Below are 18,101 nucleotides of genomic sequence, written 5' to 3'. Positions count from 1 at the left end.
TGAATTCGACCAGACGATCAAGCGCCTGACGGGCCTTGAATTCGGCCCCGCCGGTGGTCTTGGCAAGGATTTCCGCAGTCTGCGTATCCCGCGCCAGAATACCCACATCGGTGATCGGCCCCCAGCCGATCGAAAGGGCAGGCAAGCCCTCCTTGCGGCGGCGGCGCGCAATGCCATCGAGATAGGCATTTGCGGCCACATAGTTGGCCTGACCGGGGTTGCCCATCAAAACCGAGACTGACGAGAACAGCCAGAAATAATCCAGCGCATCATCGCGGGTTGCCTGATCGAGATTTTCACCACCGACCACTTTGGGCTTCAGGACCGCATCGATCTGATTGTCGCTCATGTTGGCGATGAGAATATCATCCAGAACTACAGCCGAATGCATGATCCCCTTGATCGGAGCCTCTTTGCGCAACGCATCGAGCAGTGTTTCAAGAGCCGTCATGTCCGTGACATCGCAGGCCTTGACGGACAGTTTGCACCCCTTGGCCGCAAGCCGAGCTTCAAGGGCTTTCGCCGCGTCCGTCATCTTTCCTGAACGGCTGGTCAGCACCACAGACTTGGCACCCTGATCGGCGAGCCATGAAGCGGTTTCAAGACCAAAGCCCCCGAGGCCACCAATGATGACATGATGCCCGTTAGGATCAATCATAAGGCCTGCGTCCTTGGCGGGCAGAATGGTCGGCTGCGGTGCCTTGACGACGATCTTGCCGATATGACCGGAGCGCTGCATCAAGCGGAAAGCATCAACAATGTCTTCGCTTTCGAACAGGCGATAGGACAGGAGCGAGAACTGCTTCTGCTCGAACAGGTCCGACAGCTCCGAGAACAGACGCCGCGCCCGCTTGGGCTGATGGTTGAGCAACTGGTCGGCATCAATGCCGAAATAGCTGATGTTACGCCGGAACGGTCTGAGGCCGATCTTGGTGTTGCCATAGAAATCGCGTTTGCCCAGCTCAAGGAACCGGCCAAAGGGCCGAACCAGCTCAAGGCTGCGCTCCATGGCCTCGCCAAACAGCGAGTTCAGCACCACATCCACGCCCTCTTTCCCCGGACCGTCGGCGGCACGGGTGATGGCGCGGACCTCATCGACGAAATTGAGCGACCTTGTGTCAAACACATAGTCCGCACCCAAGAGCTTGAGAAACTCGCGTTTTTCAGGGTTACCCGCGGTCGCGATCACACGTGCGCCGCGCCATTTGGCGATCTGAAGGGCGGCCAGCCCGACAGCACCGGCGGCACCATGGATCAGCACCCATTCGTCCTCTTCAAGCTGCGCCAGATAGTGAAGAGCATAGTAACTGGTCAGGAAGGCAACCGGCATGGTTGCGGCAGCCGTCAGGTCCATGCTGTCAGGAAGTCGAGACACTCCAGTCTCAACAACGGTCACGTGCGACGCGAAACAGGCCGGAGCCAGCGCCATCACCGGATCACCGATCTTGAAACGATCAATTCCCTCGCCAATCCTGACGATGCGGCCGGAACATTCAAAACCGAGCGTCGGCCCTGCGAACCCATCTTCAAGCGCTTCCTCGGGCAAGAGACCCTGCGCCCACATGACATCACGGAAGTTCAAACCCGTGCCGACAACCTCGATTTCCACTTCACCCGGACCGGGCAGACGGCGCTGAACCGGGATCCAGCTCAGACGATCAAAAGACCCGGTGCGCGGATGGTGCAGACGGCAAGCAGCCTCTTCAGAGCGCTCCTGTGGCTTGGCCGCAGGCTTGGCCGCGCCGCGCACGGCCCGCATGGCACGCAGCCCGCTCGTCTCGAGCAGCATTTCGCGTTCTTCGCCCGGCTCCAGAATGGTCTGAGCCAGTCGCACCGCTTGCTGATCGCCGGACAAGGCACTGGCGAAATCCACAAGACGGATGTCCTGATTGCCATATTCGTTGCTCGCGGTTCGGCCAAAGGCCCAGACACCGCTTTGTGCCGGATCGATGGCATGACCGTTGACATGCGGAAAACCGCCCGGAGCGGGGATCCACAAGCGCAGCTTCAACTCGGCCACATCCCGCAATAGACCGGCAAGGCATTTAAGACGTGGCGACAGGACAGCCATCGGATCTTGAGAGCTGTCAAAGGCCCCAGCAAGACAGATCAAATCGAGCGCACCACCCTTGGCGGCTTCGGCGATTGCTGTCACGCGCGCTTCGCGATCCGCGTCACTCTCCTTGGCGGAAAGAGCGATTTGGCGGCCATCCAGATCCCCAAGACCTGTGATCAGTGCCTTGGCAAAGTTTTTCTCCGCCGCGTTGCCCTTGTTCACCAGAATGATGCACTGGCGCTCGCCGTTCTCTGCCCCATTTGCTTCAGGCGCGACGGCTTCAGACTCGGCAGCATTGCAGCCCACCAGCACATAGGCCCCGGTGAGATCGGCATCGCCATCGTTGTTGGCGAAAGGATCGAGCGAGACACCTTTAAATCCGGCGTCCTCAATCCACCCTTTCCAGTCCTCGGCATCAGCATGCGCAGATACCGGCTGGGTCGGATCGAGACCATCGACGAACCATCGATCAGCCATGCCAAAGGTAATGTCCTGAAACACGTTGCTGTCCGACAGGCTGGCAAGCAGCAGACCGTCCCGGCCCACCAATGTTCTGAGCTGCGATATCAGATCGGCACCGCCATCCATCGCCTGCAGACCATTGGCCGACACGACCAGATCAAACGGCTCAAGAGCCGCAAGCTCGGACAGGGCATCCTTGATCGCAAGGGTTTTGAAATGAATGGACTGCGCAAACAGGATCTGCAGTCGATCCACGATCAGCTTGTTGGTATCAACCGAGACAAGCTGCCCGTCGAGGCGCTCAACCATCGGCAGAAGCACCTTGGTCAGGCTCGCACCACCTATACCGAACTCCAAAACACGCAAGGGACGTCCCTCGGGCCAGGCATCAAGCACGGCACCAACCGCACGGGATACCTGCTGAACATGCGCCTCCGCCAACGGCGAGGAGCTGTAATGCTGGTCATATTGATCCTGCGAATAGAGATTCTGCGGCAGTGGGGCCGTGCCGAACGGGCGGTCCATAGCCAACAGAGCATCCGGCAGGGTGTTGAGCGCATGATTGAGCATCACACATTCGGCAGACCATTTCGGGTCTTCGGTGAGCAGCAGCTGCAGCACCATATCCACGTCCGGCATGTCACTTTCGTCGCTGAGCTGCCAGCCCTCGTCAAGCGCCGTGGCGAGACCGGATTGCTCGCAAATCGCTATCAGGGAATGCACCAGTTTCAGGCGATGCTCATTGCGAGCACGCAGATCTTCAGTCGCAGCGTCCGCATCCAGTCCGTCAAGAAGGCCAAGTGCAGAAAGGGCATCCGGACGCAGGACCTTGTCGTCATCGGCCAAACTGAGGAGCACATCATAAGCCCCCCGCCGCGCCGCAGCCTGCAGCAGCAACTGCCCGTCTTCGGCCCGTTGACGATCAGGTTGAGACAGTTCGGCCATCGCAGCCCTGATCGCCTCGATATCGAGGGAAGGCACAGCCACCTGACCGGCAGGAGCTGGCACGCGGATGGAATCATAACTGTATGTCAGGCGATCAAGCCCCTGGCGCTGAACCAGAGCCGAGGAACGGAACCGACCATCACGCAGAGCAGCAACCAAGGTCCCGTCTTCCGCAAACAGATTGATGTCCGCCTGAATACCGCGATTGTTATGCCGGATGACATGAATACGCGCCGAGCGCACCGGTGTGGCCGCCTGATAGACCCGCAAAGATCCGAAGCGAACCGGGATGAAAGCCATCTTGTCCGGACCGGTGTCAAGATCTTCGTACAGACAGTTCAGACCGTGGAAGCTGGCATCAAAATCGAGCGGATGCAGCGCATAGGGCGACGCCACCAGCTCACCCTTGATATCGGTGGGGCCACGCTCATCAAGCACGATTTCGACGTAGTCATCACCATAACGCTCGCAATAGACCATGCGCTGGAACGCCGGTCCGAAATCAAGACCGAAATCCCGGGACGTCTGATAAAGCGCGTCGATCTCAGACTGATCCATGGGGCGATCAAGAACGGGGGCGACAAGGGCGTGATCGGCATTTTCAAGACCGACATTGCCCGGAATCCTAGCAACCCGGCACTTGGTGTGGAGTTGCCATTCGTCGTCCACTAACCGCTTGCGACTGAAAATCTCCACCACGCCGGTCTCTTCATCAAGGCGCGTGCGGACCGAGATAGGTTTTTCATCGGACAGCTGAAGGGCCTGTAACAGATCCATGTCCCTCAACTCGACCTGATCAGACTTGCAGACAATCCGTGCAGCACTCAGGCACATTTCAGCAAAGGCCGCGCCCGGCAGGATGACCTTGCCATCGACCCGGTGATCGGAGAAATAAGGAATGAGCGCGGTATCGAGTTCGGTATCCCAAACATGGTCATCGGGCCGCAGTTGCTGGCCAAGAAGAGCATGGGGAGCAACTGTGCTGTTGAAGATCTCGAAGGCTTCGCTGCTCGAATCGATCTTGAACGGTTTGATCTGCCATGGATAGGGCAGCAGCGACACATCTGGATGCGCCTTGGCTCCGAACACGGTTTCGCGCTCGAAATCGGCACCATTGACGATCGCGCGCCCCACAGCCAGAAGCAATGGATCGGTAACGCCGTCTGTCTTCTGCTGAAGGCTCTCGACAACACTGGCCGAATGGCCTTCGTCCCTCGCAATTTCGGAGACATAGCCCTTGAGGATCGGGCGCGGACCAATTTCAATGAACTGGCTTCGTCCGTCTTTGAAAGCGGACTGAATGGCATGGAAGAAATGCACCGGCTTGCGCACATTGTTCCACCAATAGCCGCCATCAAGCTTGGTGCCCGCCATTTCTGCGCCGGAAACCGACGAGAAGAAGGGAATGCTCGAGTCTGTCGGCTTAACGTCAGACAGATCCTTGACGACCCCCTCTTCGATGGGATCGATCTGTCTGGAATGGAACGGATATTCGATGTCGAGCAGTTTGCCCGGCAGGCGTTTTTTCTTGGCCGTCTTCATGAAGGCCTGCAGCGTCTCCGTCGGACCGGACAGGGTCAGGGAGTTCGCTGTGTTGATCGCGGAAATTTCGACATCGTCAAGCCCGGATTCCTCGATCTGTGCAAGGGCTTCTTCCTTTGACAGCTTGATCACAGCCATCTTGCCGACGCCACGCACCGCTTCCTGATGATGCGAGCGGACATAGATGACCTTGACTGACTGTTTGAGCGTCAACGCACCACACGCCCATGCTGCGGCAACCTCACCGACCGAATGACCGACCACACCGCTGGCACGAACGCCCATTTTGCGCAGAGCGTCAGTAATGGAAACCTGCAAGGCAAACAGAAGCGGTTGGGCAATCGAAGTGCTCTTGAGATCTTCCTTCAGATCGTCGCTGAACAGCTTGTCTTTCAAAGACCAGCCCGCAATCGGCTCGAACAGGGCGTCGACGGCATCAAACTGCGCCTTGAACACCGGATTGAGCCGATAGGCCTCCTGCCCCATGCCCGCGAACTGCGAGCCGTTGCCGGAGTAGACAAAGACCGGATCCTGAGCCGTTCTTGAAGCAGCCCCCGAAACTGTGCCTTCGATTCCCTTGTCAGCCGCAAAACGCGAAAGTCTGTCAGCCAGATCCTCACGAGAGCTGGCGACAACAGCAAGGCGCTCATCCATCAATTCGCGTTGCCAGGCGATGGCATTGCTCCAGTCGGCAACACTGGCGGTCTCATTGTGTTGCACCTGTTGCGCATACCCGCCAGCAAGACTGCGAAGCGCATCGGGCGTCCGCGCAGACACGACAACAAGCCGCGCCTGATCGTCGATCACGGCAGCCTGTCCGGATTTGGCTTTCGTCCTGACGGCCTTGCTTTTGCTGATGGCTTCAACACTGTCAGACACCACAACGTGGGCGTTGGTGCCCCCAAAACCGAAGTTGTTGATCCCTGCAAACCGGATCGCATCACCCCGTTCGAGCGGACGTGCCTTGCGCGTCAGGGACAGGTTGAGCTTGTCAAACGGGATGTCCGGATTGGGTGTCTCGATATGCAGACTCGGCGGCAGGATGTCATGCTCGAGAGCCAACAGGGATTTCAGTACACTCACCATGCCGGAAGCCGGTTCCAGATGGCCAACATTCGACTTGACCGATCCGATCGGCAAGACCGTCGTGCGCCCACCGCCAAGCACCTTGCCGAGCGCAAAGGTTTCGGCCGGATCCCCGACCCGGGTCCCCGTACCATGCGCTTCGATAAAGGCAAGCTGATCGGGCGTTATGGCCGCTGTCTTGTAAACCTTTTCGAGCAATTCAGCCTGAAACTCCGGTGACGGCAGGGCGACACCTGATGTCCGACCATCGGAGTTGATGCCCGCCTCGACGATCCGGCCAAAGCTCTTCTGCTCGCCACTCTTGAAGGCATCGCTGTTCTGCAGCACGAGAACGACCCCGCCCTCGGCGCGCACATACCCATTGGCATTTTCGTCGAACGGACGGCAAAGCCCCTCGGGCGACAGCATGGACGCAGCCGAAAACCCGACAAAAGGAAACGGCGACAAGAGCATATTCACGCCCGCAACAATAGCCGTGTCGATCTCGCCCGCCTGCAATCGTTTCAGCGCCAGATCCAGCGCCACGAGCGAAGAGGAACAAGCGGTATCAACTGTGAAGCTCGGCCCATGCAGATCATAAATATAGGAGATTCGATTCGAGACCAGCGACGTGGTGTTGCCGGTCATCATGAAACTGTCTGAACTCGCCGGATCAAAGAAAAAGCGGTTGGCGTGGTCACTGCCCGAGTTGCCGACGAAGACACCGACGTTGCTTCCAGCAAGGCTGGAGGCAGGAACGCCCGCCTCCTCGAGAGCCTCCCAGACCAGCATCAGCAAAAGCCGTTGCTGCGGATCCATCTGAAGGGCTTCGCGGGGCGAGAGCGAAAAGACGCTCGGATCAAACCCCCACACATCATCGAGAACACCAGCGCGGAAGGTGTAGGACTTGCCTTCCTGACCGGTCAGCGGATGCAAATAGCGAAATGTAGAAAACCGATCCGGTCCGATTTCGTCAACACTGCACGTTCCGGAAATCAGCAGATCCCAGAATTCAGCCACATTATTGGCTCCTGGCAGCCGACACGCGCGGCCGCAGCCGACACGCGCGGCCTATGACTTCGACGGTTTTTCTATTCATATCGTTTTTGCTTTTTTGCTTTCACGGTCCCGAAGACACAATACATCGCACAAAGTGAGCGAAAACTCAAAGTGCCAATTGGCTAGTAACACTTTTTGGACCAAACGAAATGGAAAGAAAAAGCGATCCCGACTAGCCCTTTGCGCGAGTTATGACAGATAGTCAACAACCCATTCCATTTTAGGACGGTTTTTGCTCAACAAGCACCCTTCTAGACATTACCAAGAGAATGATCCAACCACCCTCCAAATCACAGCACCTCATCATCTATTTATGACCAGTCTGCGACCTTTTCTTATTCAAGGCGCTCCGTCCCTCGGTCAGGCCAGATCGATGGAGATGGCCTGTCCTGCAACAGGCACCCGGTGGCCGGAACCAGCCCCTTGGGCGAAAGTCCCGCTCGCAGCCTCACAGCGCTCAATCTAAAAATGACGAGATAACCAAGCTTCTGCAACAAAGCCACCCCGACCCAGCTTTGACAACAAGAAGACGCGGCCTCCCCCCATACGGCCGTTCCGCAGTATCGCAGCGCTATTTTCCTCCACAACAAATTCCCGGCGCCCCACAACCCGACCGCGAAACACGACGGTAGCCCGCAACACCTAAGGAGCAACGAGTCGCTCGGATCGCAGCCAGACAGCCACATCCCCGCGTCCCTCTGAGACTTTTGTCCAAAAGCGCCCGCTCCGAACCGATCCACACATCACGACGCTTAAGCTTAACAAAACGCCAAGCAACCAATTCAAATTGTCAACATTGCATAATTGTCGTGCAACTTTCGACTGTTATCCTAAAAAGCCCTGAGGCCCCTGACAATCCCTACAGTTGCATAGAGTAAAGATGCGGCGCATTTCCCTGTTTAATACGCCGGTTTCCGAGGCATCAAATCACCCAAATTGTTCATAAAACGGATTTCACAAAAAAATTCTCTGGGGTCAATTGAAGCCCGTGAGAGAATTAGGTACAAAGATATCAAGATTTCTTTATATCAGAGAGTAGGTCCGTTGTGTCTAGAGAAGACTATCTTTTTACAAGCGAGTCCGTGTCCGAAGGTCATCCGGACAAGATTTGCGACCGGATTTCCGACGCCATCGTTGATGAGTTTCTGAAGCTGGACCCCTATTCCCGCTGTGCGGTCGAAACCATGGCAACCACCAACAAGGTGGTGCTGGCCGGTGAAGTCCGCGGCCCCAGCGAGCTTGATGCCCACACCATGGAAAAAACCGCGCGACGAGTGATCAAGGACATTGGTTACGCTCAGGATGGCTTCCATTGGGACAAGGCGGACATTGATGTTTATGTGCATGAGCAGTCTGCTGACATTGCACAGGGCGTTGATGAGTCCGAGGGCAAGGACGAAGGCGCTGGCGATCAGGGCATCATGTTCGGCTATGCGGTCAATGAGACCCCCGAGCTCATGCCCGCTCCAATCCTTTATGCACACAAGATCCTGCGTCTGATCTCTGAATCACGCCACGATGGCAGCGAAACCCAACTCGGTCCGGATGCCAAAAGCCAGCTCACGCTTCGCTACGAGAACGGCAAACCGGTTGAGGTGGCTTCGATCGTCCTCTCCACTCAGCATTATGATGGCAGCCTGTCGTCCTCCGACGTTCGCGACATCGTCACGCCTTATATCAAGACCGCCCTGCCAGAAGGCTGGCTGACCGACAACACGGTCTGGCACGTCAACCCGACGGGCAAGTTCGTGATCGGCGGCCCTGATGGAGATGCTGGCCTCACGGGCCGCAAGATCATTGTCGACACCTACGGTGGCGCAGCCCCGCATGGTGGCGGTGCCTTCTCTGGCAAGGACCCGACCAAGGTGGACCGCTCGGCGGCCTATGCAGCCCGCTATCTGGCCAAGAACGTTGTCGCCGCCGGCTATGCCGAACGCTGTTCGATCCAGCTGGCCTATGCCATCGGCATTTCCGAGCCACTGTCCCTTTATGTTGACAGTCAGGGCACCAGCACGGTTGATGAAAGCGTAATTGAGAAGGCGCTGTGGGAATGCATGTCCCTGACGCCACGTGGCATCCGTACCCATCTGGGCCTTAACAAACCGATCTATGAGCGCACCGCAGCCTATGGCCACTTTGGTCGTGAGCCCGAGGCAGACGGCGGGTTTTCCTGGGAAAAGCTCGATCTTGTCGAAAAGATCCGCGCTTCCATCGGCTAGAGCGGATCTGGCAACCACCAGACCTGACACACAAGCGCCCAAAGCAAAGTGCAAACAAGCAAAAACCCCGTTCGGTGAGCCGAGCGGGGTTTATTTATGCCTTCAAGGGCCGGATCTCTTACCGGCTACCCCCGCGCATAGACATCTTCATAGCGAACAATGTCATCCTCGCCGAGGTAGGCACCGGTCTGGATCTCGATGATCACCATGGGTAGCTTGCCGGGGTTCTCCATCCGATGGACGGAGCCAAGGGGGATATAGATTGACTGGTTCTCGGTCATCAGTTTGACCTCATCGCCAACGGTGACCTTGGCCGTGCCCTGCACCACGATCCAGTGTTCGGAGCGATGGAAATGGCTCTGAAGACTGAGCGCCGCGCCCGGATTGACAACGATCCGCTTGACCTGAAACCGGTCCGCCAGAATGAGCGTCTCGAACCAGCCCCACGGGCGATGATCGACCGGGAAGGTCTCGGCCTGACGCACATTCTTGATCTTGAGCGCATCAACCGCCTTGCGCACATCCTGCGCACGCGACATATCAGCAACCAGCACCGCGTCCGGCATGGCAATCGCCATGATATTCTCAAGCCCGACTCCGACCAGTGCCAGACCGCTGTCCTCGGAGCGCAACAGCGTGTTGTTGCAATCGATCGCGGTGGCATCGCCAGACAGGGCAACCTTGTTCTCGGTCTGCTCGCTCTCACGCCAGACCGCATCCCAGCCACCCAGATCGGACCAGCCAGCCAGAAAGGGAACCACCGACAGATTCTCCGCCTTTTCCATCACCGCATAGTCGATGGAAATATCATCGGCCTGGCTCCAGGCAAACGGGTCAAGCCGCAGGAAGCCAAGATCATGCTTGCCATTGGTGACGGACTGCTGAACCGGTTCAAGCAGATGGTTGGCCGAACGCTTGAACGCCTCGATGAGATGGCGCACCGAAAACAGGAAGATCCCTGCATTCCAAAGATAGTTGCCAGAAGCCAGCATGGCCTCGGCATTGGCCAGATCGGGCTTCTCGACAAAGCGGCTGAGCGGTGTTGCGCTCTGCCCCTGACAGGCGGAGGTGCCCTCTACCTCAAGGTAGCCATACCCCGTCTCAGGATAGGTCGGCTTGATGCCGAAGGTGACCAGATTGCCAGAGAGAGCGGCCTCGACGCCAGCACAGACCGCCTCGCGGAAGGCGGGCGCATCCGGGATGACATGGTCGGATGGAGCCACCAGCATCAGCGCATCGGGATCGCTCTGATGCAACCAGAAGGCAGCGGCAAGGATCGCCGGAGCAGTGTTGCGTCCTTCTGGCTCAATCAGGATCGCGGACGGGTCAACACCGATCTCGCTGAGCTGCTCGGTGACAATGAAGCGGAAATCCGAATTGGTCAGGATGAGTGGCTTGCCAAAGGACGACCCACTCAGCCGAAGAGCAGAGGCCTGAAACAGGGTCTGATCGCCAATCAGCGGCGCAAACTGCTTGGGATAGCTCTTGCGCGACAGGGGCCACAAGCGCGTGCCGGAGCCACCACACAGAAGGACGGGTGTAATTTGCTTGTCGGTCATGGTCACTCCTGTACGATCCCGAGCCTTGGCTGCCAGTGTCGGTCTACTTCTCGCGCAAACTGTCGTTGTTATTCAAGAACCAGTCATAGGTTGTGCGGACACCATCCTGCAAATCAATTGATGCCTGCCATCCCATGTTTTTGAGGCGCGACACATCCATCAGCTTGCGTGCCGTGCCATCAGGCTTGGAGCTATCAAACCCGATCCGGCCCTCAAAGCCAGTGACCGTGGCGATCATCGCTGCCAACTCGCAAATAGAAACATCCGTGCCCGAGCCGACATTGATATGGCTGAGCATCGGCTCGGTGTTGGCCTCATAGGTCTCCTTATCGAGATCCATGACAAACAGCGACGCTGCCGCCATGTCATCGACATGCAGGAACTCGCGCTTCGGTGTTCCCGTCCCCCAGATGACGACCTCTTCCAGACCGTCGCGCGCCGCTTCATGGAAGCGCCTGAGGAGCGCTGGCAGGACATGGCTGTTTTTGGGGTGGAAATTATCGCCCGGACCATAGAGATTGGTGGGCATCACCGAGCGATAGTCGGTGCCAAATTGCCGGTTATAGCTCTCGCACAGCTTGATGCCTGCGATCTTCGCAATGGCATAGGGCTCGTTGGTCGGCTCGAGAATGCCCGTCAGCAGCGCATCTTCGCGCATCGGCTGGGCCACCGCGCGCGGATAGATGCAGGATGAGCCAAGGAACAGCAGCGACTGCACCCCCGCCTCATAGGCCTGATGGATGACATTGGCTTCGATCATCAGGTTCTTGTAGATGAAATCCGCCGGATAGCTGTTGTTGGCAAGAATCCCGCCCACCTTGGCCGCCGCCAGAATGACCGCATCCGGGGTCTCGTCAGCAAAGAACTGCATCACCGCCTGCTGGTCGGTGAGATCAAGCTCGGCGTGGGTGCGCGTGATGACCTCTTCGCCCCGCGCCTCAAGCTGGCGCAGGATCGCCCCGCCAACCATGCCCCGGTGTCCGGCCACATAATATCGCATGATGCCTCCCGGCAATTGAAGCATTTCTTCTCAAGAGAAATGCGTGAATTCTTCTGAAGCGATGGCACGTCCCACACAGCTTGGCAGACCAATCTGACGGGATGGTGCGATCAGTTCTCGAGGCTGACCGGCAGGTCGAGCCCATGTTCCTTGAGCAGGGCAACCCGGCGGGCCGCCTTGAAGTCCTCGGCCACCATCTCGGCGCACATTTCCTCGGCCGTGATCTGCGGCACCCAACCAAGCTGCTCCTTGGCCTTGGTCGGATCACCCAGAAGTGTCTCCACTTCGGCAGGCCGGAAATAACGCGGATCGATCTTCAAGATCACATCCCCCTCTTTCAGAGCCGGGGCCATATTGCCCGTGATCGCATCAACGATGCCGATCTCGTCAAGCCCCTTGCCTTCAAAGCGGATTGTGATGCCCAGCTCCTTGGCCGTCCACTGAATAAACTGACGCACGGAATATTGCTTGCCCGTTGCGATGACGTAATCCTCGGGCGCCTCCTGCTGCAGCATCATCCACTGCATGCGGACATAGTCCTTGGCGTGCCCCCAGTCGCGCAGCGCATCAATATTCCCCATGAAGAGGCAGGATTCGAGCCCTTGGGCGATGTTGGCCATACCGCGGGTGATCTTACGCGTGACAAACGTCTCGCCCCGGCGCGGACTTTCGTGGTTGAAGAGGATGCCATTGCAGGCATACATGCCGTAAGCCTCACGGTAATTGACCGCGATCCAGTAGGAATAGAGCTTGGCAACCGCATAAGGCGAGCGCGGATGAAACGGCGTCGTCTCGCGCTGCGGTGTCTCCTGCACCAGACCATAGAGCTCCGAGGTCGAGGCCTGATAGAAGCGGGCCTTCTTCTCAAGACCAAGAAACCGGATCGCCTCAAGCAGGCGCAAGGTGCCCAGCGCATCCACGTCGGCGGTGTATTCCGGCGCTTCAAAGCTCACCGCCACATGGGACTGCGCCCCAAGGTTATAGACCTCGTCCGGCTCGATTTCGCCAATGATGCGCGTCAGGTTGGACGTATCACTGAGGTCGCCATAATGCAGCTTCATCTTGGGGTCGGTATGGTGCGGATCCTGATAGATGTGATCAATGCGCTGGGTGTTGAAGTTCGACGCCCGACGCTTGATGCCATGGACCTCATAGCCTTTCTCAAGCAGAAATTCCGCCAGATAAGAGCCATCCTGACCCGTTATACCGGTAATGAGGGCCTTCTTTGTCATGGGATTTTCCTTGAAATTCCTGCGAGCGAGCCTGTTTCAGGCCCAGACGATCCGCGGTTCCAGTCTGGTGCGTTGTTTCCCCTGCCCGCCCATTTGTCAAGATCAAGCGCGAAAAGGCAACAAATACAGTCTGGAAAAGTAGCAAAAAGGCCATTCCCCGAACCAAATGTTCGAGCAAGGCCTCCAAGCGTCTCCAACCTAGAAATCAAGCGGTGTCAAAAGCGGCTTACCCGCCATCATGGCCTCGATATTCTCAATCACCGTCATCCCCATATGCAAGCGTGTCTCATAGGTGGCACTGCCAATATGAGGCGCGAGCACTGTTTTGGGGCTGTCGATCAGGGCCTGAGGCACCTTCGGCTCCTCGGCAAAGACATCAAGACAGGCCCCGGCGATCTCACCCGCCTCAAGAGCGGCAATCAGATCATCCTCGACAACCAGCGTCCCCCGCGCGACATTGACGAGCAGCCCGTCCGGGCCAAGGCGCTTGAGGACATCCCGGTTGACAATATCAAAGGTTTCCGGCGTTCCCGGTGCAATGAGGATCATCACGCGGCTGTCCTCGGCCAGCGCTTCGATGGTCGGACGATAGCCGTAAGGCAGGTCCGGCTTTTCGCTGCGGGCACAATAGATAACTCTGGCACCAAACACTTCAAGCAGTTCGGCAATCTTCTGACCGATCCGGCCAAATCCGAAAATCCCGACCGTCTTGCCGCGAATGTCGAACCCGAGCGGCATCGGCCCGTCGAGCCAGTCCCCGCTGCGCACGAAGCGGTCCGCTGCAATCAGCTGCCGACTGCCCGCAAGCACCAGACCGATGGTCAGTTCGGCCACCGTATCCGTCAGACTGTTCGAGGTGGTGGCGATGGCCACATTGCGCGAGCGGGCCGCTTCCAGATCCACCTTGTCATAGCCGACACCATAGATCGAGATAAGCTTGAGATTGGGCAGGGCGTCCATCATCGCCGCGTCGACAGCCAGCGTTGCAACGGAGGCAATCGAGGTAATCCGCTCCCTGATCTCGAGAGGAATTGCGTCCACAGACCCGTAGTCGGACAGTTCGTGGACAGGCGCCAAAGCCTGCAGCTGTTCGTTAATGGTCGCAGGCCAGTACCTGGTCAACTGAAGTATGTCGCTCATATCGAAGACTCGCATGATTGAAACCGGTGGGCATTGCCTTCTTCATAGCAGTGCAGTGAAAACCGGTCAAAGCGTCTATCCACCGTTTACAGAGCTTCAACGAACAAAGGGCGCAAAATGCGCCCCTTGCTGCAATCATAGCAAACCTTGGATGTCAGATCTGGCATATCAGATCTTGTCCAGCCGGATCAGTCGGCCAATGCTTCGACCGCTCGCTGCGCCCCTTCTGCAGCAACCTTGACGTAGGCCAGATGAACAGCCGTGCGGAAATCGTCATTGCCAACCAGATCCTTCGGGAAGACCTCATCTAGCGCCAGCAGCGCGTCGACATAATGGGTTGCATCATCACTGAAGCGCGACACGATGTCGGCCAGTTTGCCGGCCATCGGATCGAGCACCTCATAGGACTCACCACCGCGCTTACCCTTGATGTAGTTCATCCAGCCGCCGATCCCCAACACGAGATGACGGTAGCTTGACCCGTTTTCAATGTGCCAACGCACCGAATTGAGCCAGCGCTGCGGCATCTTCTGGGTGCCATCAGACGCGATCTGCCAAGTTCGGTGTTTGAGCTGAGAATTGCTGAAGCGCTTGAGCAGCATGTCCGCATATTCCAGAAGGTCTACATCACCGGGCACATCCAGCGTCGGGCGTTGCTCATCTACCATCAGCTTGCGCGCTTCGGCATGGAACACCGGATCGGCCATGCAGTCGGAGATGGTTTCCTTGCCTGCCAGAAAACCGAGATAGGCGAGGAAGGAATGGCAACCGTTGAGGGTCCGCAGTTTCATTTCCTCGAACGGCTCGACGTCAGCCACGAGCTGGGCACCAGCGGTTTCCCATTCTGGACGGCCAGCCATGAAATTGTCTTCAATCACCCACTGGCGGAACGGCTCGCAAACGATGCAGTTGGGATCGGTCTGACCGCCAAGCACTTCGCTGACAAGTTCGATGGACTCGTCCGTCAGGGCAGGCACGATACGATCAACCATGGTAGAGGGGAAGGAGACATTTGCCTCGATCCAGGCGCCCAGTTCAGCGTCCAGAGTCTTTGCAAATTCCAGAATGGAAATCCGCGTCAGTTTGCCATTGTGCGGCAGGTTGTCACAGGACATGACCGTGAAGGGACCGCGATCAAGTTCGCGGCGCTTGGCAAGCGCGGCAACAATGACACCGATGGCGGATTTCGGAGCGTCCAGATTGGCAAGATCGTGCTGGATCAGTTCATTGTCCGTGTCCAGATGCTCGTTCTTGACGCAATAGCCCTTCTCGGTGATGGTCATGGAGATGATCTTCAGATCTTCTTCTGCCAAACCATCGATGATTGCGGCAATTCCATCCCGGGCCACGTGCTGTGTGTCGCAAAGGGCACCGAGCAGCCGTGTGCTCTTGCCTTCATCGCTGGTCTCGACAAGCGTGTAGAGACGATCATTGGCATCGAGCATATCAAATCGCTCGGGGCTGCCAAACAGTTCGACAGCACGCATGCCCCAGTCACTACCGGTCTCGGCAAGCGTTTCATGCAGATGCATCGCGATATGCGCTCGGGCAAAGGCGCCAAAGCCGATATGGGCGATGCGAGGCTTGAGAGCGGAGCGGTCGTAGGACGGCAGCTCCACCGCCTCAGGCAAGGCATCAAGGTTGAGCGTCACAAAGTCAGTCATAGTCGCTAGTCCAGTCTTTTAGGATTGATCGGACATCTGCCCGGCATCGTCAGCCATGAATGCCCGTCACTTGAAAAAATCAGAATTGCCCTTTGGCCCCATTTGCTTATCGGCCCCAAAGTGCCATTTGCCTGTCCAGACCGGCTCAGCTGATCCATACGGCCATCAAAGGAGCCGAAACTGCAGCGGCGTGCCGATTGCGAGCAGACATCTTTACCATTGACCATAGTCGCTTCGTGAATTTGGTCAACCAATTTCTCTTTTTGTCGACCAATCAAGCGCATTTTTCAAACACCATCCACCGATCACCCCACCGGGAAGCCGCATCCAGAGCATGCATTCGCTTCAAACAGCATAGTTCAGGCCATGCTCTCAGGTCATTTCTCCAGAAGGCTGCGATGGATCTTGGCGACAAATTTGAAGATCTTCATCGGCCCCTCTTCTGTCGCCACCAGCGGCCGGTGCACCTCCCCTGGATAAAAAATCGCAAAATCCATCGGCGCAAGCGTCAGAAGCTTTTCATTCTCGGAACCCTTGGTGAAGGCCACGTCTTTTTCCTTCAATAGGTCTTCGGTGATGCGGGTCGCAGGCGAGTGGCTCCATCCGATGATCTCGGCCCCTTCCGCAAGAACCTGAATATCAAGATAATTCCGGTGAAACTCTGGTCTCCGGTCTGCGAAAGGCTCGGTGTGATCCTCGACAAAATTGACGAAAAACTTGTCTCCGTCGATCTCGTGCCGCCCCAGAGCCGGTTTGCTCTCGACCAGCGCCTTGACCTTGCCGATGATCTCGGCCAGCTCGGGCTGCAGATAGGGGATGATGGACAGGTTGTTCAGATTGGCAGATAGCATATTCATTCCCTTTAGGATTGGATGGCCACAGGCTGTTTGGCGGGATTGCATGGGTTATGGCATGCGGCCGGACCGACAGCAGCGACGCCTTGAAGGTGCGCGGGGACATCCTTCGGGCGAGCCGATTGGCACGTCGATCTCGATCGTATCTGCGCCAGCCACAACCGCTTGTCAATGATCCATCACACAGTGCAAGCCATTTCCAACAAGGCTAAGCAATTGCCCTTAATGAGAATACACGAGCGCCGGGCGAGGAAGGCGAAACGGCAGCGCTTTCTGCCAACGCACCAGACGCCTAGAGCTCGACCGGTTCGATTTTTACCTTCTGCGCAAGCGCGTCAATCACCGAAACATCGGGCAACAGGGGCCCCACCTCGGTCAAAGCCCCGACAGAGCAGGCCGTTGACTGGCGCGCCATGTCTGACAGCGACAGGTCAAGCTGCAGACAATGCATGAGACCGGCAACCATCGCATCCCCGGCCCCGACGGTCGTGCTGACATCGACCTTGGGCGGGCGGGCCCAAAGCGCCTCTTCGCTGGTCACGAACAGGGCACCGCGCTCCCCGAGCGAAACCACCACGAGCGGCACATTGGAGCTGTCAGACAATTCACGCGCGACACGAACGATGTCTTTGGGCTTGGTAAGGGCATTCCCAGTGAGCTCGTTGAATTCATGCAGGTTGGGCTTGATGATATCAGGCCCTTTGAGCACCGCTTCCTTCAGCGCGGGCCCGCTGGTATCCAACACCACCCGTTTGCCCATGGCCTTGAGATGAGCGACGATCTCCGCATAAAGACCCGTCGACGTTCCAGCAGGCAGACTTCCCGCGAAGAGGAAACTCCCTACCCCTTCGGCACACAAGTCATCGATGGCAGCAAAAACGCCATCCACGTCATAGGAGCTCACTGATAGGCCGGGAAAGTTCACATCCGTCACACGGTTCTGAATCGTATCGACAATCTTGACATTGATCCGCGTCGATCCATGCGCCATGACAAAGCGGTTGACGATGCCGCAATCGTGAAACAGGCGCTCGAAAATCGCCGGGTTCCGCGCCCCGAGCAATCCAGTCACTGCAACCTTGTGGCCGAAGTGCGACAGAAAGGACGCCACATTGACCCCCTTCCCCCCCGCATCGGACTGCTCGCCGAGCACCCTGTTGACCCCTCCGGCGACAAAATTGTCGATCCGGATCGTCTGATCAATCGCGGGATTGAGCGTCACAGTGGCTATGTTCACTTTGGCAGACATCGAGCATCCATTTCAGACTGATGGGTTCTGCAGCGCGCCCCCCCCAAATGGCAGA

Annotated in this window: 9 protein-coding genes and 1 pseudogene; 1 reads left to right on the top strand and 9 read right to left on the bottom strand. The window is 57.5% G+C overall.

What is annotated here, in order from left to right; genetic code table 11:
* Positions 1-121: 121 nt before the first annotated feature.
* Positions 122-7,111 (bottom strand): annotated as a pseudogene (locus CPH65_RS04595) (SDR family NAD(P)-dependent oxidoreductase); the annotation flags it as partial.
* 1,064 nt (positions 7,112-8,175) lie between these two features.
* Here CPH65_RS04595 and metK point away from each other — a divergent pair.
* On the top strand, positions 8,176-9,348 hold the full coding sequence (gene metK / locus CPH65_RS04590) for a methionine adenosyltransferase (RefSeq protein ID WP_096172332.1): 1,173 nt from the start codon (positions 8,176-8,178) through the stop codon (positions 9,346-9,348).
* A 125-nt stretch (positions 9,349-9,473) separates the two neighbouring features.
* On the opposite strand, the gene CPH65_RS04585 is transcribed toward metK, so the two are convergent.
* From CPH65_RS04585 to pfkB, 8 genes are all read right to left on the bottom strand, one after another.
* Positions 9,474-10,907 carry a mannose-1-phosphate guanylyltransferase/mannose-6-phosphate isomerase gene (locus CPH65_RS04585; protein ID WP_096172331.1) on the bottom strand — a complete coding sequence of 478 codons (1,434 nt, stop codon included), beginning with the start codon at positions 10,905-10,907 and terminating at the stop codon, positions 9,474-9,476.
* Between the two features lie 43 nt (positions 10,908-10,950).
* Positions 10,951-11,907 carry a GDP-L-fucose synthase gene (locus CPH65_RS04580; RefSeq protein WP_096176240.1) on the bottom strand — a complete coding sequence of 319 codons (957 nt, stop codon included), beginning with the start codon at positions 11,905-11,907 and terminating at the stop codon, positions 10,951-10,953.
* Between the two features lie 110 nt (positions 11,908-12,017).
* Positions 12,018-13,139 carry a GDP-mannose 4,6-dehydratase gene (gmd, locus tag CPH65_RS04575; RefSeq protein WP_096172330.1) on the bottom strand — a complete coding sequence of 374 codons (1,122 nt, stop codon included), beginning with the start codon at positions 13,137-13,139 and terminating at the stop codon, positions 12,018-12,020.
* A gap of 198 nt (positions 13,140-13,337) precedes the next feature.
* Entirely contained in the window at positions 13,338-14,279 is a 942-nt protein-coding gene (locus CPH65_RS04570) for a 2-hydroxyacid dehydrogenase (RefSeq protein WP_157747501.1), read from the bottom strand.
* A 188-nt stretch (positions 14,280-14,467) separates the two neighbouring features.
* Positions 14,468-15,943 carry a mannitol dehydrogenase family protein gene (locus tag CPH65_RS04565; protein WP_096172328.1) on the bottom strand — a complete coding sequence of 492 codons (1,476 nt, stop codon included), beginning with the start codon at positions 15,941-15,943 and terminating at the stop codon, positions 14,468-14,470.
* Positions 15,944-15,948: 5 nt separating this feature from the next.
* Entirely contained in the window at positions 15,949-16,227 is a 279-nt protein-coding gene (locus CPH65_RS04560) for a hypothetical protein (protein ID WP_096172327.1), read from the bottom strand.
* Positions 16,228-16,320: 93 nt separating this feature from the next.
* A complete protein-coding gene (locus CPH65_RS04555; protein ID WP_157747500.1) occupies positions 16,321-16,794 on the bottom strand; it encodes a YhcH/YjgK/YiaL family protein in 474 nt (157 codons plus the stop codon).
* 295 nt (positions 16,795-17,089) lie between these two features.
* Positions 17,090-18,046 carry a 1-phosphofructokinase gene (gene pfkB / locus CPH65_RS04550; protein WP_096172325.1) on the bottom strand — a complete coding sequence of 319 codons (957 nt, stop codon included), beginning with the start codon at positions 18,044-18,046 and terminating at the stop codon, positions 17,090-17,092.
* Between the last annotated feature and the right edge of the window lie 55 nt (positions 18,047-18,101).

It is taken from the genome of Cohaesibacter sp. ES.047 (assembly GCF_900215505.1).
Classification (GTDB): domain Bacteria; phylum Pseudomonadota; class Alphaproteobacteria; order Rhizobiales; family Cohaesibacteraceae; genus Cohaesibacter.
The sequence above is the reverse complement of the archived record's forward strand: the minus strand, read 5'-3'. Positions and strand labels throughout refer to the sequence as shown.